The 19,160-nt window shown below is 61.2% G+C and carries 33 protein-coding genes; 4 read left to right on the plus strand and 29 right to left on the minus strand.

Annotated elements, in window-relative coordinates; translation table 11 throughout:
* Together purD and B3M53_RS04430 are read left to right on the plus strand one after the other, a co-directional pair.
* Positions 1-882: phosphoribosylamine--glycine ligase (purD, locus tag B3M53_RS04425; protein ID WP_286799684.1), on the plus strand; the 882-nt coding region annotated here is incomplete at its 5' end.
* Between the two features lie 8 nt (positions 883-890).
* A complete protein-coding gene (locus tag B3M53_RS04430; RefSeq protein WP_273019870.1) occupies positions 891-1,406 on the plus strand; it encodes a GNAT family N-acetyltransferase in 516 nt (171 codons plus the stop codon).
* Between the two features lie 4 nt (positions 1,407-1,410).
* Here the strand turns inward: B3M53_RS04430 and B3M53_RS04435 are convergent, their stop codons facing one another.
* A complete protein-coding gene (locus B3M53_RS04435; protein WP_273019868.1) occupies positions 1,411-2,799 on the minus strand; it encodes a DegQ family serine endoprotease in 1,389 nt (462 codons plus the stop codon).
* A gap of 160 nt (positions 2,800-2,959) precedes the next feature.
* Between B3M53_RS04435 and B3M53_RS04440 the strand changes: the two genes are divergently transcribed.
* Complete coding sequence (locus B3M53_RS04440) at positions 2,960-3,484, plus strand: YkvA family protein (RefSeq protein ID WP_022699716.1); 525 nt, start codon at positions 2,960-2,962, stop codon at positions 3,482-3,484.
* On the opposite strand, the gene B3M53_RS04445 is transcribed toward B3M53_RS04440, so the two are convergent.
* Positions 3,473-4,207: a helix-turn-helix transcriptional regulator gene (locus B3M53_RS04445; RefSeq protein ID WP_022699717.1), complete on the minus strand. Its 735-nt coding sequence runs from the start codon at positions 4,205-4,207 to the stop codon at positions 3,473-3,475. The two genes, B3M53_RS04440 and B3M53_RS04445, sit on opposite strands and share 12 nt — an antisense overlap.
* Before the next feature lie 80 nt (positions 4,208-4,287).
* Here B3M53_RS04445 and B3M53_RS04450 point away from each other — a divergent pair, with 80 nt between their 5' ends.
* Positions 4,288-4,650, plus strand: a complete 363-nt coding sequence (locus B3M53_RS04450) for a VOC family protein (RefSeq protein ID WP_028284459.1) — start codon at positions 4,288-4,290, stop codon at positions 4,648-4,650.
* A 69-nt stretch (positions 4,651-4,719) separates the two neighbouring features.
* Here the strand turns inward: B3M53_RS04450 and rplQ are convergent, their stop codons facing one another.
* The 27 genes from rplQ to rpsJ all read right to left on the minus strand — a co-directional run bounded on the left by rplQ (position 4,720) and on the right by rpsJ (position 18,670).
* Positions 4,720-5,139 carry a 50S ribosomal protein L17 gene (gene rplQ / locus B3M53_RS04455; protein ID WP_133723085.1) on the minus strand — a complete coding sequence of 140 codons (420 nt, stop codon included), beginning with the start codon at positions 5,137-5,139 and terminating at the stop codon, positions 4,720-4,722.
* Between the two features lie 47 nt (positions 5,140-5,186).
* On the minus strand, positions 5,187-6,206 hold the full coding sequence (locus tag B3M53_RS04460; protein WP_028284460.1) for a DNA-directed RNA polymerase subunit alpha: 1,020 nt from the start codon (positions 6,204-6,206) through the stop codon (positions 5,187-5,189).
* Between the two features lie 93 nt (positions 6,207-6,299).
* Positions 6,300-6,689, minus strand: coding sequence for a 30S ribosomal protein S11 (gene rpsK, locus B3M53_RS04465; protein ID WP_009801114.1), 390 nt, complete (start codon positions 6,687-6,689; stop codon positions 6,300-6,302).
* A gap of 12 nt (positions 6,690-6,701) precedes the next feature.
* Positions 6,702-7,070: a 30S ribosomal protein S13 gene (gene rpsM, locus B3M53_RS04470; RefSeq protein WP_022699721.1), complete on the minus strand. Its 369-nt coding sequence runs from the start codon at positions 7,068-7,070 to the stop codon at positions 6,702-6,704.
* 192 nt (positions 7,071-7,262) lie between these two features.
* Positions 7,263-7,826, minus strand: coding sequence for an adenylate kinase (locus tag B3M53_RS04475; RefSeq protein ID WP_022699722.1), 564 nt, complete (start codon positions 7,824-7,826; stop codon positions 7,263-7,265).
* Positions 7,823-9,166 carry a preprotein translocase subunit SecY gene (secY, locus tag B3M53_RS04480; RefSeq protein WP_022699723.1) on the minus strand — a complete coding sequence of 448 codons (1,344 nt, stop codon included), beginning with the start codon at positions 9,164-9,166 and terminating at the stop codon, positions 7,823-7,825. The genes B3M53_RS04475 and secY overlap by 4 nt, the downstream gene beginning before the upstream one ends.
* A gap of 82 nt (positions 9,167-9,248) precedes the next feature.
* Positions 9,249-9,731 (minus strand): 50S ribosomal protein L15, encoded by a 483-nt coding sequence (gene rplO / locus B3M53_RS04485; RefSeq protein WP_022699724.1) that lies wholly within the window; start codon positions 9,729-9,731, stop codon positions 9,249-9,251.
* A 30-nt stretch (positions 9,732-9,761) separates the two neighbouring features.
* Complete coding sequence (gene rpmD, locus B3M53_RS04490) at positions 9,762-9,956, minus strand: 50S ribosomal protein L30 (RefSeq protein ID WP_022699725.1); 195 nt, start codon at positions 9,954-9,956, stop codon at positions 9,762-9,764.
* 9 nt (positions 9,957-9,965) lie between these two features.
* On the minus strand, positions 9,966-10,547 hold the full coding sequence (gene rpsE, locus B3M53_RS04495) for a 30S ribosomal protein S5 (RefSeq protein ID WP_022699726.1): 582 nt from the start codon (positions 10,545-10,547) through the stop codon (positions 9,966-9,968).
* Positions 10,548-10,558: 11 nt separating this feature from the next.
* The gene (gene rplR, locus B3M53_RS04500) at positions 10,559-10,912 is read right to left on the minus strand and encodes a 50S ribosomal protein L18 (RefSeq protein ID WP_160091545.1); all 354 of its coding nucleotides are present in this window, start codon (positions 10,910-10,912) and stop codon (positions 10,559-10,561) included.
* Between the two features lie 11 nt (positions 10,913-10,923).
* Positions 10,924-11,457, minus strand: a complete 534-nt coding sequence (gene rplF, locus B3M53_RS04505; protein ID WP_160091544.1) for a 50S ribosomal protein L6 — start codon at positions 11,455-11,457, stop codon at positions 10,924-10,926.
* A gap of 19 nt (positions 11,458-11,476) precedes the next feature.
* Positions 11,477-11,875 (minus strand): 30S ribosomal protein S8, encoded by a 399-nt coding sequence (gene rpsH / locus B3M53_RS04510; RefSeq protein WP_022699729.1) that lies wholly within the window; start codon positions 11,873-11,875, stop codon positions 11,477-11,479.
* An 11-nt stretch (positions 11,876-11,886) separates the two neighbouring features.
* Entirely contained in the window at positions 11,887-12,192 is a 306-nt protein-coding gene (rpsN, locus tag B3M53_RS04515; protein WP_022699730.1) for a 30S ribosomal protein S14, read from the minus strand.
* A gap of 52 nt (positions 12,193-12,244) precedes the next feature.
* Positions 12,245-12,805, minus strand: a complete 561-nt coding sequence (gene rplE / locus B3M53_RS04520) for a 50S ribosomal protein L5 (protein WP_022699731.1) — start codon at positions 12,803-12,805, stop codon at positions 12,245-12,247.
* Entirely contained in the window at positions 12,798-13,112 is a 315-nt protein-coding gene (gene rplX / locus B3M53_RS04525; protein WP_022699732.1) for a 50S ribosomal protein L24, read from the minus strand. Before rplX ends, rplE begins: the two co-directional genes overlap by 8 nt.
* Before the next feature lie 2 nt (positions 13,113-13,114).
* The gene (gene rplN / locus B3M53_RS04530; RefSeq protein ID WP_022699733.1) at positions 13,115-13,483 is read right to left on the minus strand and encodes a 50S ribosomal protein L14; all 369 of its coding nucleotides are present in this window, start codon (positions 13,481-13,483) and stop codon (positions 13,115-13,117) included.
* Between the two features lie 42 nt (positions 13,484-13,525).
* Complete coding sequence (rpsQ, locus tag B3M53_RS04535) at positions 13,526-13,762, minus strand: 30S ribosomal protein S17 (RefSeq protein ID WP_022699734.1); 237 nt, start codon at positions 13,760-13,762, stop codon at positions 13,526-13,528.
* Between the two features lie 14 nt (positions 13,763-13,776).
* Positions 13,777-13,971, minus strand: a complete 195-nt coding sequence (gene rpmC, locus B3M53_RS04540; protein ID WP_022699735.1) for a 50S ribosomal protein L29 — start codon at positions 13,969-13,971, stop codon at positions 13,777-13,779.
* Between the two features lie 12 nt (positions 13,972-13,983).
* A complete protein-coding gene (gene rplP, locus B3M53_RS04545) occupies positions 13,984-14,397 on the minus strand; it encodes a 50S ribosomal protein L16 (RefSeq protein WP_009801130.1) in 414 nt (137 codons plus the stop codon).
* A 21-nt stretch (positions 14,398-14,418) separates the two neighbouring features.
* Positions 14,419-15,123 carry a 30S ribosomal protein S3 gene (gene rpsC, locus B3M53_RS04550; RefSeq protein ID WP_022699736.1) on the minus strand — a complete coding sequence of 235 codons (705 nt, stop codon included), beginning with the start codon at positions 15,121-15,123 and terminating at the stop codon, positions 14,419-14,421.
* Entirely contained in the window at positions 15,123-15,503 is a 381-nt protein-coding gene (gene rplV / locus B3M53_RS04555) for a 50S ribosomal protein L22 (protein ID WP_273019854.1), read from the minus strand. Before rplV ends, rpsC begins: the two co-directional genes overlap by 1 nt.
* A 3-nt stretch (positions 15,504-15,506) precedes the next feature.
* Positions 15,507-15,785 carry a 30S ribosomal protein S19 gene (gene rpsS, locus B3M53_RS04560; protein WP_022699738.1) on the minus strand — a complete coding sequence of 93 codons (279 nt, stop codon included), beginning with the start codon at positions 15,783-15,785 and terminating at the stop codon, positions 15,507-15,509.
* 14 nt (positions 15,786-15,799) lie between these two features.
* Entirely contained in the window at positions 15,800-16,636 is an 837-nt protein-coding gene (gene rplB / locus B3M53_RS04565; RefSeq protein WP_022699739.1) for a 50S ribosomal protein L2, read from the minus strand.
* Between the two features lie 23 nt (positions 16,637-16,659).
* Positions 16,660-16,953 (minus strand): 50S ribosomal protein L23, encoded by a 294-nt coding sequence (locus B3M53_RS04570; protein WP_022699740.1) that lies wholly within the window; start codon positions 16,951-16,953, stop codon positions 16,660-16,662.
* Between the two features lies 1 nt (position 16,954).
* Positions 16,955-17,593, minus strand: a complete 639-nt coding sequence (gene rplD, locus B3M53_RS04575; protein ID WP_273019850.1) for a 50S ribosomal protein L4 — start codon at positions 17,591-17,593, stop codon at positions 16,955-16,957.
* The gene (gene rplC / locus B3M53_RS04580; protein WP_273019927.1) at positions 17,593-18,333 is read right to left on the minus strand and encodes a 50S ribosomal protein L3; all 741 of its coding nucleotides are present in this window, start codon (positions 18,331-18,333) and stop codon (positions 17,593-17,595) included. The genes rplD and rplC overlap by 1 nt, the downstream gene beginning before the upstream one ends.
* Before the next feature lie 22 nt (positions 18,334-18,355).
* Positions 18,356-18,670: a 30S ribosomal protein S10 gene (rpsJ, locus tag B3M53_RS04585; RefSeq protein WP_022699743.1), complete on the minus strand. Its 315-nt coding sequence runs from the start codon at positions 18,668-18,670 to the stop codon at positions 18,356-18,358.
* Positions 18,671-19,160 lie beyond the last annotated feature (490 nt).

Here is a 19,160-nt window from a genome sequence, read left to right on the forward strand (position 1 = left end):
GCGCCGTATGTGCTCAAGGCCGATGGCCTGGCCGCCGGCAAGGGCGTGGTGATCGCCCCCACCCTTGAGGAGGCCAAAGCCGAAGCCGAAGACATGCTGTCGGGCAAGTTCGGCGACGCCTCGGCCGAACTGGTCATCGAGGAGTTCATGCATGGCGAGGAAGCCAGCGTCTTCGTGCTGACCGATGGCGTGAACCGCATCACCCTGCCCGCCTGCCAGGATCACAAGCGCCTTCTGGATCATGACGAAGGCCCCAATACCGGCGGCATGGGCGCGTACTGCCCCGCCCCGGTGATGACGCCTGAGCTGATGGCGCAAGTGGATGAAGAGATCGCTGCGCCCATGCTCGACGGCCTCAACCAGGCCGGCCATCCCTATCAGGGCGTGCTTTACATCGGTTTGATGATCACCCCAGAAGGCCCCAAAGTGGTTGAGTTCAATGTCCGCTTTGGCGATCCGGAGTGCCAGGTTCTGATGGCGTCCATGCAGGACGACATCGTGCCGGTGCTCCTGGCCTGCGCGACGGGCGGCATGCCCGAACGCGATTTCCAGTCCCTGCTGCCTGCTGCGGATCAGGCCCTGCCGGCTGCGACTGTTGTGCTGGCGACCAGCGGCTATCCCGGCGCCTACGCCAAAGGCTCGGTGATCCAGAACGTGAAAGCCGCCGGCGAGATCGACGGCGTCACCGTGTTTCACGCCGGAACCGGCACCAATGACAATGGCGACCTGATCGCCACGGGCGGTCGTGTGCTCAATGTGACCGCTGTCGGCGATGACCTGAAACAAGCCGTAGAGCGGTGCTACAAGGCCGTGGACACGATTGACTGGCCCGAAGGCGTCTGTCGCCGCGACATCGCCTGGCGAGCCCTCAACCGCGAGTAAGGCATACTATGGACGCCACCCGGATCACGATCAGCACGCCCGAGGACCAGGACGCGCTTCTTGCGCTTTATCCGCGAGCCTTTCCAGAGGAAGAACTGACGGGACTGGTCGCGGCTCTGCTCAGCCACCCCGACGTCTTGTCCCTGACCGCCTGGACAGGACTCAGCATTGCCGGGCACGCCGCGCTGACCCGATGCTCCGTCACGGAGAGCGATGCGCGTGTGGCTCTGCTGGGGCCGCTCTGCGTGGCGCCGGAAGCCCAGCGTCAGGGATTGGGCCGCGCCTTGATCGAAGAGGCGGCTCATCAGCTGGAAGCTGAAGGCGTGAGCGCAATGCTGGTGCTGGGCGATCCCGATTATTACGCCCTGTGCGGCTTTGATCAGGTCAGCCCGGTCGAGCCGCCCTATCCGCTCAAACCGGAATGGCGCGACGCCTGGCGTATGAGAACTCTAAGCCCGCAGGCGCCCGAGCGCGGGACCTTGCAAGTGCCCGCGCCCTGGGAAGATCCGGCGCTTTGGTCCTGAGCCGCTAAAGCGACAGCGTCCGTGAGAACCGCTCACCCTGGCGTTCGATTTCCATCGGCCAGTTTTTCTCGCCGTCCAGATCGCGCAAGACCCGGTTGAGGTCGATCAGGGTTTCGATCCGCTCTTCATTGATGGAGAGAATGCGGTCCCCCGGGCGGAACCCGAAATACGCCGCCGCTGAGCGACGCGTGACGCCAGAAACGAGCACCCCGTCCATAAAGGGGTCAATGCCATTCTCTTCATTAAAGGCGGGACTGAGCTGGACCAGCTCGGCGCCGTGAAGCGGATTTTCACCGGAAATATCCATCCGGGCGCCCTCAACCGCGCCGGGCGCCGGTTCCGCATCCACATTCAGCACACGCTCACGTCCGTCACGCAGCACGGTCAGCGCAGCGCTATCGCCAATCATGCGGGTCGCAAAGCGGAACCGTGCGCCGATCTCGTCATTGACCTCGACGCCATCCACCGCAATCACCACATCGCCCTGTTCGAGCCCGGCGCGGTCCGCCGCGCCGCCCTCCCACAGATCCGCGACGATCGCCCCGCGCGGACGGTCCAGCCCCAGAGAGCTGGCGAGGTCCTGAGTCACGGGCTGCAGGCGGGCGCCCAGCCAGGGCCGGATGATCTCGCCATCCACCAAAGCCGCTTCGACCACAGTGCGCACCATTTCAGAGGGAATGGCGAAGCCGATACCGTTTGATCCGCCAGAGCGCGAAAAGATCGCGGTGTTCACGCCGATCAGCTGACCATCCATATCCACCAGGGCGCCGCCGGAATTGCCCGGATTCACCGCCGCATCGGTCTGGATGAAGAAGGCATAGTCGGAAATGCCCACATCCGTGCGCGCCAGCGCCGAGACAATGCCGCTGGTCACCGTCTGCCCCACACCGAACGGATTGCCGATGGCGAGCACCAGATCACCCACTTCGCTGTCACCAGCGTCATCATACGGCAGGACGGGCAAGGCCTCGTCCGTGCTGATCTTGAGGACGGCGAGATCCGTACGCTCGTCCGCCAGCAGCAACTCCGCTTCAAACTCGCGCCGGTCTGACAAGACGACGCGCAGATCCTGCGCGCCCTGAACCACGTGGTTATTGGTGACGATGACGCCGCTGGCGTCCACGATCACGCCGGACCCCAGTGAGTTCACCTCACGCTCACGCACTTGCGGGCCGAAGAAACGCTCGAAAAGGGGATCGCCCGCGAACGGCGTGCGTTGAGCGATGACCCGGCGCGAATAGACGTTCACCACCGCAGGCGCCGCCTGACGCACCACGGGCGCAAAGGACAACTGAACCTGAGCCTGTGTGTCAGGAACGGCGCGCTCTTGCGCCGTAACCGGCGCGATGAGAGCCGCACTGGCTGCAAGCGCGAGGGACAGGGTTCGGAACATGGAGCAATCTCCTCAGGGTAAGCCTGTAATGACAAAGCAAATGTCAGGCCGATGTAGGATGGCCAACCGGGCCTGAACAGAGGCTGAGCAATTACGATTTCGCAAGATCGACACCCAACACGTCAGAATTTGGGCTAAACTGCTCAGGAAGGGAAACGTCATGCGCAACACGATCAATCGTCTGATATTCCGTCGCGGCAAAGGCGAGAAAACTCTGGCGAAAATCCAGGAAAAGGCCGAGGCGGCCTACACCCCGCTCTATCGGGAGGGACGGACGCCTGCGCTGGACCGCGCCGAAGAGCTGGCCCTTCAGCGCGTGGCCGAGGCGGCTGAGCGCACCGAAGACGAGTTTGCGCGCGACGAAGCCAAGGTCGAAGCCGGTTTCTGGCCCAAGGTCCAGAGAGTCGCCCGGCAAATCCCGTTTCTCGAAGATCTTGTCGCCGCTTATTACGCCATGCGTGACCCGGAAACGCCGCTCCGGGTGCGCGCCGCCCTCGCCCTAGGCCTGCTCTACTTTTTGTGGATCTTCGACATCATTCCCGATTTTCTCGGCTTCGTCGGGTACGCCGATGACGGCACCGTGCTGACCACGATCATCCTGCAAGTGGGCGGCGCGATCACGGACGCCCACCGCGCCAAGGCGCGCGAGGCTCTGGGCATGGCCACGCCTCAGTCAGACCCGTAAATCCTCACCGTTCCAGATGTGCTTGAACTCATCGAGCGGGCGCAGCCTGAACCGCGTACCGGTCAGGCTGGCCGCCTGTATGCGATCACAGCGGAAGGTCCGCGGCTCGCCTCGGAAATGATCAAAGGCGATGACGTACCAGACCGGATATTTCAGCAAAAGATAGTGAGGCTCGATCTGGCGCTCTGACATCTCCAGGTCTTCGCGCTGATAGCGAATCTCGAGCCGCTCCTTGTCCATGAAGGCCTGATGCAACGCTTTGATCACCAGATCTGGCGGCGGCGATGCGCTCACCTGAACGAAGGTCGATGCGGTCACCCCCACGAGTATCCTCGATTTCAGGGCCTCCACCCTCTCCCGTTTATCCGCAGAGAAGGACGCAATGAGCTGCCGTCTCACACTCTCAAGGCTCGCCAGAAAGATCGGCGAGCCCATTTTCTGAGCGACTTCGATGCCTATGAGAAGGTCGACCGCTTCAGCGTAAGCGAGATTCAGCCGCCCCACGCCCCATCGACGGTCAAGCCGAACGCCGCCCCCTCGCCCGCGATCAGCCTCGACAGGCAGCCCTTGTTCACGCAAGAGCGCCAGATCACGCGCCAGCGTACGCTCGCTGACGCCAAGCTGCTTAGCCAGATCCTTGATGATGCAGAACGGCTCGGCCTTCAGCTGCGCGGTCAGCCGCTCAAGCCGTTGCAGGCGATTGGATGAATTTGACCGGGGCACAAAACTAATACGACATAAAATGTCATATTTGCCAATAGCGTCGCGTCTCACAAACCTATCGTCACTTGGGAGATTTTGACGTGCAGATGAACTATTTCGTCGCCGGGACGAACAATATGGCGGCTGCCACAGCCTTCTACGATCAGCTCTTCGGTCATTTCGGAATCGCGCAGGCGGCGCGGACCGAGCGCATGACCTACTGGCTGGGAGAGGGTTTCGCGTTCGCTGTCGCTGAACCATTTGACGGCGAGCCTGCAACACATGGCAACGGGACCATGATCGGCTTCAATGTCGGATCTGCGGATCAGGTGGACGCGCTCTATCGGAAAGTTCTTGAACTCGGCGGCTCGGATGAAGGCAAACCCGGACAGCGCGGGCCGTATTATTCCGCGTATGTAAGAGATCTCGACAACAACAAGATCTGCTTGAACGCCACGGTCTAGACGTCTGCAAACGAAAAAGGGCCGCATCCAGAAGGATGCGGCCCTTTATTCAGTCGAGAGTGCGAAGACCTAGTCTTCAGCGGCCTCGGTCGCCTCTTCGCGCGCACGGTCGGCGGCGCCTTTGGCGGACGGATCGCGATCAACCAGTTCGATCACAGCCATCGGAGCGTTGTCGCCATGACGGAAGCCGGCTTTCAGAACGCGGGTGTAACCACCCTGACGTTCCTGGTAGCGCGGGCCGAGGGCTTCAAACAGCTTGGCCACCTGATCCTTGTTGCGGATCTTGGAGATCGCCTGACGGCGAGCGTGCAGATCACCGCGTTTGGCCAGGGTGATGAGCTTGTCCATGATCGGCTTGAGCTCTTTGGCCTTCGGCAGGGTGGTGACGATTTGTTCGTGCTCGATCAGCGACGCGGCCATGTTGGCGAACATGGCGCGACGGTGGGTCGAGGTGCGGTTAAGCTTGCGGTGGGCGACGCCATGACGCATCGGTGTTCTCCTTCAATCCCGGTTAGGGGCGCCTCGCGGCGCGCCTCCTAGATTTGATCCTCATATTTTTTGGCGAGATCTTCGATGTTCTCCGGCGGCCAGTTCGGCGCGTCCATGCCCAAATGCAGACCCATCTGTGCGAGAACTTCCTTGATCTCGTTGAGCGATTTGCGACCGAAGTTCGGGGTGCGGAGCATTTCCGCCTCGGACTTCTGAATGAGGTCGCCGATATAGACGATGTTGTCGTTCTTCAGGCAATTCGCCGAACGCACGGACAGTTCCAGCTCGTCCACCTTTTTGAGGAGGGCCGGGTTGAAGTCCAGCTCGGGTTTGTCGTCTTCCGCCGCACGGGCTTCGGACGGCTCTTCGAAGTTCACGAAGATCTGGAACTGGTCCTGCAAGATGCGCGCAGCGTAAGCCACGGCGTCTTCAGGGGTCACAGCGCCGTTGGTTTCGACTTCCAGGATCAGCTTGTCATAGTCGAGCACCTGACCTTCACGCGTGTTCTCCACGCGATAGGCCACGCGCTTGACCGGGCTGTACAGCGCATCCACGCCGATGAGGCCGATCGGGGCGTCTTCGGGACGGTTGCGGTCAGCCGGGACATAGCCTTTGCCGGTGTTCACGGTCAGGACCATGCGCACGTCCGCATCCTCGTCGAGAGTGCAGATGACGTGATCCTTGTTGATGATCTCGACGTCGGCGGTCTCTTCGATGTCTGCGGCGGTCACTTCGCCCGGGCCCTGCTTTTTCAGGGTCAGACGCTTGGGACCTTCGCCATGCATGCGCAGAGCGACCTGCTTGAGGTTCAGGATGATGTCGGTGACATCTTCCCGCACGCCCTTGATGGACGAGAACTCGTGCAGCACGGAATCAATCTGCACGGCCGTGATCGACGCGCCCTGCAGCGAGGACAGCAGAATACGGCGCAGCGCATTGCCCAAAGTCATGCCAAAGCCGCGCTCGAGCGGCTCAGCAATGATTTTGGCTTGGCGCACCGGATCAAAGCCAGGTTGGACTTCCGGCTTCATCGGGCGGATCAGTTCCTGCCAGTTCTTCTCAATCACGGACATCACCCCTTCAGGCGTGCGGCGCGACAGTCATAGGGACTGCGCGCCGGACCAAAGTCGTCAATCAACGCAATGCGGCGTCGATTGAATTTAGACGCGGCGGCGCTTCGGCGGACGGCAGCCATTGTGCGGAATCGAGGTCACGTCGTGGATCGTCGTGATCGTGAAACCGACAGACTGCAGCGCACGCAGCGCAGACTCACGGCCCGAACCCGGACCAGAGACTTTCACTTCCAGCGTCTTCACACCGTGCTCTTGCGCTTTACGGCCTGCATCTTCAGCAGCAACCTGCGCAGCATACGGCGTGGATTTACGCGAGCCCTTGAACCCCATGGCGCCAGCCGAAGACCAGGAAATCGCATTTCCCTGCGCATCGGTGATGGTGATCATGGTGTTGTTGAAGCTGGCGTTCACGTGTGCGACGCCGGCCGTGATATTCTTGCGCTCGCGGCGGCGGACGCGGGACGGTTCTTTTGCCATTACCCTGCTTCCTTACTTCTTCTTGCCGGCGATCGGCTTGGCCGGGCCTTTACGGGTGCGCGCATTGGTGTGCGTGCGTTGACCGCGGACCGGAAGGCCGCGGCGATGACGCAGACCACGATAGCAACCCAGGTCCATCAGACGCTTCACATTCACCGCAACTTCGCGGCGCAGATCACCTTCAACGGTGTAGCCACCGTCGATGGCTTCACGGATCTGCAGAATTTCTGCGTCGGTGAGCTGGCTCACACGTTTTTCGGCGGGGATCCCCACCTTGTCACAAATTTCCGTCGCCATAGCCGGGCCGATGCCGTGGATATAGCGCAGCGCGATCGTGACGCGCTTGTTGGTCGGAATGTTGACGCCGGCGATACGTGCCACGACGCTCTCCTTGTCTCATCAGCCTTCGCACAGAAGACGGCGAAAGAGCGCAACCGGAATGGCGGCGCTTGTTTCGACGTCTGCCCCTGCGAGCGAAGGGCGCTTATTATAGGCGCTCACCAGTCACGTCAACCGCGAGAGGAAGCCACCCGTCCTGTTTTTCCAGACCATGCTGATCTGGAAGCTGCTCTTTTATTGGCCGAGCGCGGCTGCGATACGTGCAGCAACCTCGTCCATCTCACCCATGCCGTCCACATCAGACAGTTTGCCCTGCCCCTCATAATAGGGAATCAGCGGCGCGGTCTGGGCGTTATAATTCTCAAGCCGCACTTTGAACGCCTCGACAGTGTCGTCGGCGCGGCCCTCTTCAGCGGCGCGTTTTTCCATACGCGCCACCAGCTCGTCCTGGTCCACCACCAGCCGCAAAACCGTGTCGATCTGCGTGCCGCGTGATTGCAGGAGTTCATCCAGCGCTTCGGCCTGGGCCACGGTGCGCGGGAAACCGTCGAAAATAGCGCCGCCGGCGATTTCAGCCTCCGGCAGACGTTCCTCGATCAGTGCGATGACGATGTCATCGGAAACCAGGTCGCCCCGGTCCATAATGCCTTTGACCTTCTGGCCCAACTCGGTGCCTGCGGCGATAGAGGCGCGCAGCATGTCGCCGGTGGACAATTGCAGCCATCCGTAATCAGCGACCAGACGTTTGGCTTGGGTGCCCTTGCCCGCGCCAGGCGGTCCGAACAGTACCAGATTCATCTCTTGCGCCCCTTCAGCTTGGTCTTCTTGATCAGGCCTTCATACTGGTGGGCCAGCAGATGGGACTGGATCTGACCAACCGTATCAAGCGTCACCGACACCACGATCAGCAGCGAGGTGCCGCCAATGTAGAACGGGATGCCGGAAACTTGCGCCTTCAGGAACTCGGGCAAAACACAGACAATGGTCAGATACGCCGCCCCGATGACGGTCAGACGCGAGAGCACATAGTCGAGATATTCCGCCGTCCGCTTGCCAGGACGGATGCCTGGCAAGAAGCCGCCATACTTCTTCAGATTATCCGCGGTGTCTTCCGGATTGAAGACCAGCGAGGTGTAGAAGAAGGTGAAGAAGATGATCAGCGAGGCGTAGAACGCCAGGAACAGGGGCTGCCCCGGGCCCAACAGGGCGACGATGGTCGTCATCCATTCCGGGCCGGTGGTGGAGAAACCCGCCACAGTCGCCGGCAGCAAGAGCAGCGACGAGGCGAAGATCGCCGGGATCACGCCGGCCGTGTTCAGCTTGAGCGGCAGGAAGCTCGATTCGCCGCCCATCATGCGGTTGCCCACCTGACGCTTGGGATACTGGATCAAGAGCCGGCGCTGGCTGCGCTCCATGAACACCACGAAGGCCAGCACGACGATGATGCCGATCAGCATGGCGATGATGACGCCGCCGGGAATGGCGCCCGAAGCGCCCTGTTGCAGCGCATTGACCAGCGCGCGGGGCAGCTCGGCCACAATGCCGGCGAAGATGATCAGGGACACGCCATTGCCCACGCCGCGTGCGGTGATCTGCTCACCCAGCCACAGCAGGAACATGGTGCCGCCCACCAGGGTCGTCACGGTGGTGATCAGGAAGAACGGTCCGGGATTGATCGCGATGGAGGCGCCGTCGGTCACCGTCTGCATGCCGATGGCGATGGCGAACGCCTGAGCGCCGGCCAGAACCACGGTCAGATAGCGTGTGTATTGGTTGATCTGCTTGCGACCCGCCTCGCCGCCTTCTTTTTTCAAGCGCTCGAGCGACGGCACGGTGGCCGCCATAAGCTGCATGATGATGGAGGCGGAGATATAGGGCATCACGTTCAGCGCGAAGATCGCCATGCGCTCGACGGCGCCGCCGGACATCATGTTGAACATGCCCAGCACGCCCTGGCTTTGCTGCTGGAAGGCCAGCGCAAATTGCGAGGGGTCGATGCCCGGCACAGGCACAAACGTGCCGATACGGTAGATCACCAGGACCAGGAGCGTGAACAGAATGCGCTTCTGCAGCTCCTTCGCTTGGGCGAACGCCCCGAAATTCATGTTCTGGGCGAGCTGTTCAGCGGCTGACGCCATATCGGTCGGATGCTCCCTGAGAAAGCCCTCAAAGCGCGGAGGGACCGCTTCCAGTTAGGAAGCGGTCCGTCTCAACGCCAGCTTATTCGGACTGGTCTTTGGCGGATTTGGCGGTGACGGTGACTTTACCGCCAGCCTTTTCCACAGCTTCGATCGCCGGCTTGGAGCCGCCTGCCACCGTCAGGTCCAGTTTCGCGGTCAGTTCGCCGCCGCCAATCACTCGCACGCCGTCCTTGGCGCGGCGAATGACGCCAGCTTTGATCAGAGCGGCGGCGTCGACAGGCGCTTTCGCGTCCAGCTTGCCGGCGTCCACTGCCGTTTGCAGGCGGCCCAGGGTCACTTCAGCGAACGCCAAACGGTTCGGCTTGTTAAAGCCGCGCTTGGGCAGACGTTGATAGAGCGGCATCTGACCGCCCTCAAAGCCCTTGATGGCGACACCCGAGCGAGACTTCTGGCCTTTAACGCCGCGTCCGCCGGTTTTGCCTTTGCCAGAGCCGATGCCACGGCCGACACGCGTACGCGATTTGGTCGCGCCGTCGTTATCGCGCAGTTCATTCAAGCGCATCGTTCGTCTCCTTGGTGAGAGGGCGCGGGATTAACCGCGCTCCTCCACAATCTCAACCATGTGGGCGACCTTGCGGATCATGCCCCGCACGGACGGGGTGTCCTCAAGCTCGCGCTCGCGGCCGATCCGGCCCAGGCCAAGACCCTTGAGGGTCGCGGCCTGGTCCTTCGGACGGCGGATGGGGCTGCCGGTTTGGCGCACCACCAGGGTTTTTTGTTCAGCCATGCGTCCCTCCTAGGATTCGATGGCTTCAGGTGAGCTGGCGCCATCTTGGCGACGCTCAACCAGATCAGCGACCTTGATGCCACGCTTGGCGGCCACCGAACGCGGGCTGTTCTGGGCCTTGAGGGCCTCGAACGTTGCGCGAACCATGTTGTACGGGTTGGACGAACCGGTCGATTTTGCGACCACGTCCTGAACGCCGAGCGATTCCAGCACCGCACGCATCGGACCGCCGGCGATGACGCCGGTGCCCGGAGGCGCGGAACGCAGGATCACCTTGCCGGCGCCCCAACGACCTTTTGCATCATGGTGCAGGGTGCGGCCTTCACGCAGCGGCACGCGCACCATCATCTTCTTGGCTTCTTCGGTCGCCTTGCGGATGGCTTCCGGCACTTCACGCGCCTTGCCCTGTCCGAAGCCGACGCGGCCCTTTTGGTCGCCGACCACCGCGAGAGCGGCGAACTGGAAGTTCCGGCCGCCTTTCACGGTTTTGGCGACGCGGTTGATCTGGACCAGCTTGTCGACCAGTTCCGGTTCGGCGTTATCGTCGTCCCGGCGGCGGCGATCGCGGCCGCGATTGTCTTCTCGTGCCATGCGTTCGCTCCTTAGAAGTTCAGACCGCCCTCGCGAGCGGCGTCTGCGAGCGCTTTAACACGCCCGTGGAAGATGTAACCGCCGCGGTCGAACACCACGTCGATCAGACCTTTTTCCTTCGCCCGTTCTGCGACGCGCTTGCCGACTTCGGCAGCCGCTTCGACACCGTTCGAAGAGATTTTGGCGTCTTTCTCCAGAGTGGAGGCCGACACCAGGGTCACGCCGTTCGCATCGTCGATGATCTGGGCGTAAATATTCTTTGAGGAACGGAACACCGACAAACGCGGTCGTCCATTGCCCATTTTGCGGAGCCGGGTGCGCGTGCGCTGAGCGCGGCGCCGCATGGTTTCTGCAGCATTTTTCATCGCCTGGCCCCTTACTTCTTCTTGCCTTCCTTACGACGGACATATTCGTCGGAATACTTCACACCCTTGCCTTTGTAAGGCTCAGGCGGACGGAATTCACGAATTTCCGCCGCGGTTTGACCCACGGTTTGGGCGTCAGCGCCCTCAATGGTGATCTCGGTCGGTTTCGGCGTCGCAATTTTGACGCCCTCACGCGGCGTGTAGATCACGTCGTGCGAGAAACCGAGCGAAAGCTTGAGATCCGTGCCCTGCATTTGGGCGCGGTAACCAACACCGACCAGCTCAAGGTTCTTGGTGAACCCCTGAGTGACGCCTTGCACCATGTTTTTGATGCGGGCGCGCGCGGTGCCGTACATGGCTTTCGCGAATTTTGTGCCGTCAGCCATTTCGACCGTAATGGCGTTGTCCTCTTGCTTCAGACGCACGCATGCGGGCGCTTCGAAGCTGAGTTCGCCTTTCGGGCCTTTGACCGACACCTGAGCGCCAGTGATATTGGCGGTCACCCCGGCGGGGATTTCGACAGGCAGTTTGCCTAGACGCGACATAGTTCTAGCCTCCCTGTCTCTAGCTGACGTGGCAAAGGATTTCGCCGCCGACGTTCTTTGAGCGCGCCAGTGCATCGCTCATAACGCCTTGCGGAGTCGAAATGATTGCGATGCCCAGGCCGTTCATGACGAGCGGCAGATCGCGCACCTTGCGGTATTCGCGACGGCCCGGCTTGGACACGCGTTTGATCTCGGAGATCACCGGCTGGCCTTCATGGTATTTCAGTTCTATTTCGAACTGCTTGAAGCCCTTGGCGTCGGTGGTCTCGGTGTAACCGCGGATGAAGCCCTCTTCCAGAAGCACTTCGAGCACGCGGCCACGAAGTTTGGAAGACGGGGTCACCACATTGCTCCGCTTGCGCATGAGCGCGTTACGGATGCGGGTCAGCATATCGCCGAGAGGATCGTTCACGGACATCTAAATCCCTCCTACCAGCTCGACTTGACCATGCCCGGGATAAGCCCGTGGCTGGCCAGCTGACGCAGCGCGATGCGCGACATCTTGAGCTTGCGGTAATAAGCGCGCGGGCGGCCGGTCACCTGGCATCGGTTACGGATGCGGGTCGGCGCCGAGTTGCGCGGCAACGAGGCCAGCTTCAGTTGCGCTGCAAAGCGCTCTTCAACCGGCTTGTCCGTGTCGCGTGCGATCGCTTTCAGCGCTTCGCGCTTGGCGGCGAAACGCTGAGCCAGGCGCTGGCGCTTGAGATTGCGTTCGACTGCACTCTTCTTAGCCATTCAGTTCTTCTCCTCGCGTGCGAGACCCTCACGGTCTCGCTCTCCTGCTGCGTTAGTTCGAAAACGGAAAATCGAACTCGGCCAGCAGGGCCTTCGCTTCTTCATTGGTGTTAGCCGTAGTGCAGACAACAATGTCCATACCGCGGATTTTCTCGACCTTGTCGTAATCGATCTCGGGGAAAACGATATGCTCTTTCAAGCCCATCGCGTAATTGCCCCGGCCGTCAAAGCTCTTGCCGTTCAGACCGCGGAAGTCGCGGACGCGCGGCAGAGCAATGGTCACCAGACGATCAAGGAATTCGAACATGCGATCCTTGCGCAGGGTGACTTTGGCGCCAATCATCTGCTCTTCGCGCAGCTTGAAGCCGGCGATGGAGTTCTTGGCGATCGTACCGACCGGCTTCTGGCCAGCGATCAGTTCGAGATCTGCGAGCGCGCCGCGGATTTTCTTGGAATCCTGAGCAGCCTCGCCGACGCCCATGTTGATCACGACCTTATCCAGGCGCGGGATCATCATTTCATTGGCGTAACCGAACTTTTCTTTCAAAGTCGCGCGGATTTCCTCGCGATACTTCGTTTTCAGGCGCGGTTCGTATGCAGCAACGTCAGCCATCGATCACCTCACCGGATTTCTTGGCCACGCGAACCTTCTTGCCGTCTTCAATCTTGAAGCCCACACGGGTGGCTTCGCCAGATTTCGGATCGGCCAGAGCCACGTTGGACACGTGGATGGACGCGTTTTTCTCAACAATACCGCCCGGGGCCGTTTGGGTCGCGCGCTGGTGGCGCTTGACCACGTTGACGCCCGACACCACCACACGATCTTCTTTCGGAAGAACCTGGGTGACCTCGCCGGTCTTACCTTTGTCGCGACCGGTCAGAACGATGACCTTGTCGCCTTTTTTGATCTTCGCAGCCATGGTTACAGGACCTCCGGCGCGAGGGAGACGATCTTCATGTGGCTCTTGGCGCGCAGTTCACGAGGAACCGGGCCGAAGATCCGGGTGCCGACCGGCTCGTTGTTGGTGTTCAAGATCACAGCCGCGTTGCCGTCGAAACGGATGACGCTGCCGTCACGACGCTTGATGTCGCGAGCGGTGCGCACGACGACGGCCTTGCGGACATCGCCCTTCTTAACGCGGCCCTTGGGCGTGGCTTCCTTGACCGAGACGACAATGATGTCGCCGACGCCTGCATAGCGGCGTTTCGCGCCGCCCAGTACTTTGATGCACTGTACGCGGCGGGCCCCGGAATTGTCGGCCACGTCCAGATTAGTTTGCATCTGGATCATCGCTAATCCTCCGTTATCAGTGGATCATCCACCGGGCCAGGCTTACGCCTGCTCGGAGACGATCTCCCACCGCTTCAGCTTCGACTTCGGCGAGCACTCCTGGATTTGGACGCGCTCACCCACTTTGATCGCGCCCGACTCGTCGTGGGCGTGATATTTCTTCGTACGGCGCACGGTTTTACGCAGCAGGGGGTGCAGGAAGGTGCGCTCAACGCGCACGATCACGGTTTTTTCCTGCTTGTCGCTCACCACGACGCCTTGAAGGATGCGCTTCGGCATGGACCCAAGCCCCCTTAATTTTCAAGCGCGCGGCGACGCTGATCCGTTTTGACCCGGGCGATATCCCGGCGGATCTGCATAAAGCGCGCAGTGTTTTCCAGCTGGCCGGTGGCCTGTTGGAAACGCAGGTTGAACTGTTCTTTTTTCAGCTTGAGGAGTTCGTCCTGAAGCTGATCGTCGCTAAACGCGCGGACGTCTTCGGCTTTCATTCTTCCCTCCTCTTACTCACCCGGACGGGTGACGACTTTGGTCTTGATCGGAAGCTTGGCTGCGCCGAGGCGCAGGGCTTCGCGGGCGACATCATCCGGAACACCGTCGATCTCGAAGATGATCCGGCCAGGCTTGACTTTGGCCACCCAGTATTCGGGTGAGCCTTTACCTTTACCCATCCGGACTTCGGTCGGCTTCTTGGAGACCGGCAGATCCGGGAACACCCGGATCCAGACGCGACCAGCCCGTTTCATGTGACGGGTGATGGCGCGACGGGTCGCCTCGATCTGACGGGCGGTGATCCGCTCCGGCTCAACCGCTTTCAGGCCATAAGAGCCAAAGGTCAGCGTAAAGCCGCCCTTGGCCTGACCGTGGATGCGGCCTTTATGCGCCTTGCGGAATTTGGTGCGCTTCGGCTGAAGCATGGTTCTACTCCCTCGTTCCGCTTACGCCGCTTGACGGCCAGAGCGTGCGCGCTGCTCGCCAGAGTCGAGCATGCGGCGCTCTTGCGCCATCGGGTCATGTTCCATGATCTCGCCTTTGTAGATCCAGACCTTGATGCCGATGATGCCCATCGCGGTCTTGGCTTCAGCGAAACCATAGTCGATGTCCGCACGCAGGGTGTGCAGCGGAACCGAACCTTCAGAATACTTTTCAACGCGCGCGATCTCGGCGCCGCCCAGACGGCCGCCGCACATGATCTTGCAGCCCAGTGCGCCCATGCGCATGGCCGTCTGCAGGGAGCGCTTCATGGCGCGGCGGAACGCCACGCGGCGCTCGAGCTGCTGAGCCACGCTCTCTGCGACCAGGGTCGCATCGACTTCCGGCTTGCGCACTTCGACGAGGTTGAGGAACACTTCGCCGTCAACCATCTTCGAGACCTTGCGGCGCAGCTTCTCGATGTCCGCACCCTTTTTACCGATCACCACACCCGGACGAGCCGTGTAGATGGTGATGCGGCATTTCTTGTGCGGGCGCTCGATGATGATGCGCGACACAGACGCGTTCTTGAGTTCCTTTTTGAGGAAGTCGCGAATGCGCAGGTCTTCGTGCAGCAGGTCCGCATACTCGTCGCCTTTGGCGAACCAGCGCGATTCCCACGTGCGGTTGATGCCGACGCGAAGGCCGATCGGATTAACCTTCTGACCCATTAGGCGGCCTCCTCAACTTCGCGCACGACGATCGTCAGCTCGGAAAACGGCTTCAGGATCTTGGCGCCGCGACCACGCGCACGGGCGCGGAAGCGTTTCATGACCAGGTTCTTGCCCACATAGGCCTCGGACACGACCAGAGAGTCGATGTCCAGACCGTGGTTGTTTTCCGCGTTGGCGATGGCGCTCTCGAGCACCTTCTTGACGTCGACGGAATGACGCTTGCGCGAAAATTCCAGGTCAGCCAGAGCGCGTTCAACCTTCTTGCCACGGATCAACTGGGCGATCAGGTTGAGCTTCTGCGGGCTGATGCGAAGCATGCGCAGTTTTGCACGAGCTTCGTTGTCCGCGACGCGGCGGGGATTTGCAGCCTTGCCCATCGCTTACTTCCTCTTGGCTTTCTTGTCCGCCGCGTGGCCGTAATAGGTCCGAGTCGGAGCGAATTCGCCCAACTTGTGACCGACCATCTCTTCGGAGACGAGAACCGGAATGAATTTGTTGCCGTTGTGGACCTGGAAGGTCAGACCCACAAACTGCGGCATGATCGTCGAGCGACGCGACCAGGTTTTGATCGCCTGCTTGCGGCCGGCATCATGAGCAGCATCGGCTTTCTTCAGGAGGTATCCGTCGACAAACGGACCTTTCCAGACAGAACGAGGCATGGCGCAGCCGTCCCTTAGCGTTTCTTGCGCTCGTGGCGCGAGCGAATGATGAATTTATCGGTGGATTTGTTCGACCGGGTCTTGCGGCCCTTGGTCGGTTTGCCCCACGGGGTGACCGGGTGACGACCGCCCGAGGTGCGACCTTCGCCGCCGCCATGGGGGTGATCAACCGGGTTCATGGCCACACCGCGAACCGCCGGACGCTTGCCCATATGGCGCTTGCGACCCGCTTTACCCAGATTGGTGTTCAGGTGGTCAGAATTCGACACGGCGCCGACAGTGGCCATGCAGTCCTGGTGCACCATGCGCAGCTCGCCGCTCATCAGGCGAACCTGAGCGTAACCTGCGTCACGACCCACCAGCTGAGCATAGGCGCCGGCGGAGCGGGCCACTTGGCCGCCCTTGAGCGGCTTGAGCTCAACATTGTGGATGATGGTGCCGACCGGCATGTTCTTCAGCGGCATCGCATTGCCAGGCTTCACATCAACGCGATCACCCGCGAGGACAGTGTCGCCAGCAGACAGACGCTGCGGAGCCAGGATGTAGGCCAGCTCGCCATCTTCGTACTTGATCAGTGCGATGAAGGCGGTGCGGTTCGGGTCGTATTCCAGACGCTCGACCGTCGCCGGGACATCAAACTTGCGACGTTTGAAGTCGATGACGCGATAGAGCTTCTTGGCGCCGCCGCCTCGACGACGCGACGTGATGCGACCGGTGTTGTTACGACCGCCAGATTTATGCAGACCCTCGACGAGCGTCTTTTCGGGGCGACCCGAATGCAGCCCGGACTTGTCCACCAGCACGAGTGCGCGGCGGCCAGGCGAGGTCGGCTTGAAAGTCTTCAGAGCCATGGTTCTCTCTCCTCTGCCCGCGCTTACAGGCCAGTGCTGACGTCGATGGAGTGGCCCTCTTCAAGGGTCACAACCGCCTTTTTGACGTCATCACGTTTGCCCGCAATGCCGCGGAAACGTTTGGTTTTGCCTTTTTGAACGAGCGTGTTCACGGCCTTCACTTTGACCTTGAACAATTCCTCGATCGCTTCGGCGATCTCTTTCTTGTTCGCAGACAGCGGCACACGGAAAACGACCTTGTTCTCTTCAGAGAGAATGGTCGCCTTCTCGGTGATCACCGGCGACAGAATGGTGTCGTAATGGCGAGCAGCGGGCATGTTACGCAGCCTCCTGCGGCGCAAGCCGCTCATTGATCTTCTCGACAGCCGCCTTGGTCAGCACCAGCGTGTCACAACGCAGCACGTCGTACACGTTCAGGCCTTGAGCCGGCAAAACGTCGATCAGCGGGATGTTGCGAGCGGCGCGGGCGAAGTTCTCGTCCAGCGTCTCGCCATCAATGATCAGCGCCTTGGCCAGACCCAGTTTCGAGAACTTCTCGATCAGGGCCTTGGTTTTGGCTTCATCCAGGCGCGCCTCGTCCAGAACCACCAGCTGCTTGGAGCCAGCCTTGGAGGACAGGGCGTGCTTGAGCGCCATGGCGCGCACTTTCTTCGGCAGTTCGGTCGCGTGAGAGCGAACGCGCGGGCCATGAGCCACGCCGCCGCCCACAAAGATCGGGGCGTTGCGCGAACCGTGACGGGCGCCGCCGCCGCCTTTCTGGCGACCAAACTTCTTCTTGGTGCGGGAAATCTCCCCGCGCTCTTTCGCCTTGTGAGTGCCGGCCTGACGGCGCGACAGCTGCCACTTGACGGCGCGCTGGAGGATGTCCGCGCGGATCTCTTCGATGCCGAACACGGCGTCGGAGAGATCAATCGAGCCGGCCTTGCCGGCGTCGAGCGTCACAACATCGAGTTTCATCAGTTAGCCCCTTCGTCCTGGGCTTCTTGAGCCGCAGCCGGAGCCTCGGCCGGAGCCGATTCGGCCGTTTCGATCAGCTTTGCCGGGTACGGCAGATCGTCAACGCCAACACCCTTGACGGCGTCGCGAATTTCGACCCAGCCTTGCTTGGATCCCGGAACAGCGCCCTTCACCAGCACCAGGCCGCGATCAGCGTCCACACGGACGATCTCAAGGCTCTGGATAGTAACACGCTCGGAACCGAGGTGACCGGCCATTTTCTTGCCTTTGAAGACCTTGCCCGGATCCTGACACTGACCGGTCGAACCGTGGGAACGGTGAGAGATCGACACGCCGTGCGAGGCGCGCAGACCACCAAAGTTCCAACGCTTCATGCCGCCAGCGAAGCCCTTACCGATCGAGGTGCCGGACACGTCCACTTTCTGACCGACCACAAAGTGCTCGGCAGAGAGGGCGGAGCCCGCTTCGATCAGCGCGTCTTCCGGCACGCGGAATTCAACCAGCTTGCGCTTGGGCTCAACAGAAGCCCTCGCAAAATGGCCGCGCATCGCTTTCGAGGTGCGCTTCGCCTTGGCCTTGCCCGCGCCCAGCTGGACTGCGGTGTAGCCATCGGTATCGGAGGTGCGCTGTGCGACCACCTGGAGCCCGTCCAGATGAAGCACGGTCACCGGCACATGATCGCCATCTTCAGAGAAGATGCGGGTCATGCCCAGCTTCTTGGCCAGTAGGCCGGTGCGCATGGATGCAGCCTGCTTCATGGCCCTACGCTCCCAGCTTGATCTCGACGTCCACACCAGCAGACAGGTCGAGCTTCATCAGCGCGTCCACGGTCTGCGGGGTGGGGTCTACGATGTCCAGCATCCGCTTGTGAGTGCGGATTTCGAACTGTTCGCGCGACTTTTTGTCGATATGCGGACCGCGCAGAACAGTAAATTTCTCCAGCCGCGTCGGCAGCGGAATCGGGCCACGCACATTCGCGCCGGTGCGCTTTGCGGTGGAAACGATCTCACGCGCCGAAGTGTCGAGCACGCGGTGGTCGAACGCCTTCAGGCGGATTCTGATGTTTTGTTGCGCCATCGGTCCGGTCCCAACATGCACAAGAGCCGCGCAAAGGACATGTCGCCCCGGCAGCTCTTGCAATCCAAATTTTTTTCGCTTCGAGGAACTGCGTTTGCCTGTCGGCACAGCCAGCTCGCTAGAGGGACCGTGCAATACGCGCTCCGCCCCTCCCCGTCAACACCTTGCCACAAGATTCACCGCGACTTCGGCAGTTCAAACTCTGTGTCAGGCGCGCTAGTCGCGATTGACGGGGAATTGATCGCCCCGAAGGGCTGTCAAAGAGCATGAACGGCATAGAAAGCCACGCCAGTCCGTGTGACACGATTCTGACACGCACACAGTGCGCCCTCCGCCCCTCGGAATCAACACGCCGCTGCAGTTATTCCGCACCGATTCTCTGTTGGCTCCAGGGCGATTCATCGCGCCCTCTTTCTGCGCACGAAAAACGCCCCGGAGCTGGGCTCCGGGGCGTTGATCTGTGCGGCGCGCTGCAGGCAGCGCGTGCGCT

It is taken from the genome of Oceanicaulis sp. UBA2681 (genome assembly GCF_002354675.1).
Classification (GTDB): Bacteria; Pseudomonadota; Alphaproteobacteria; order Caulobacterales; family Maricaulaceae; genus Oceanicaulis; species Oceanicaulis alexandrii.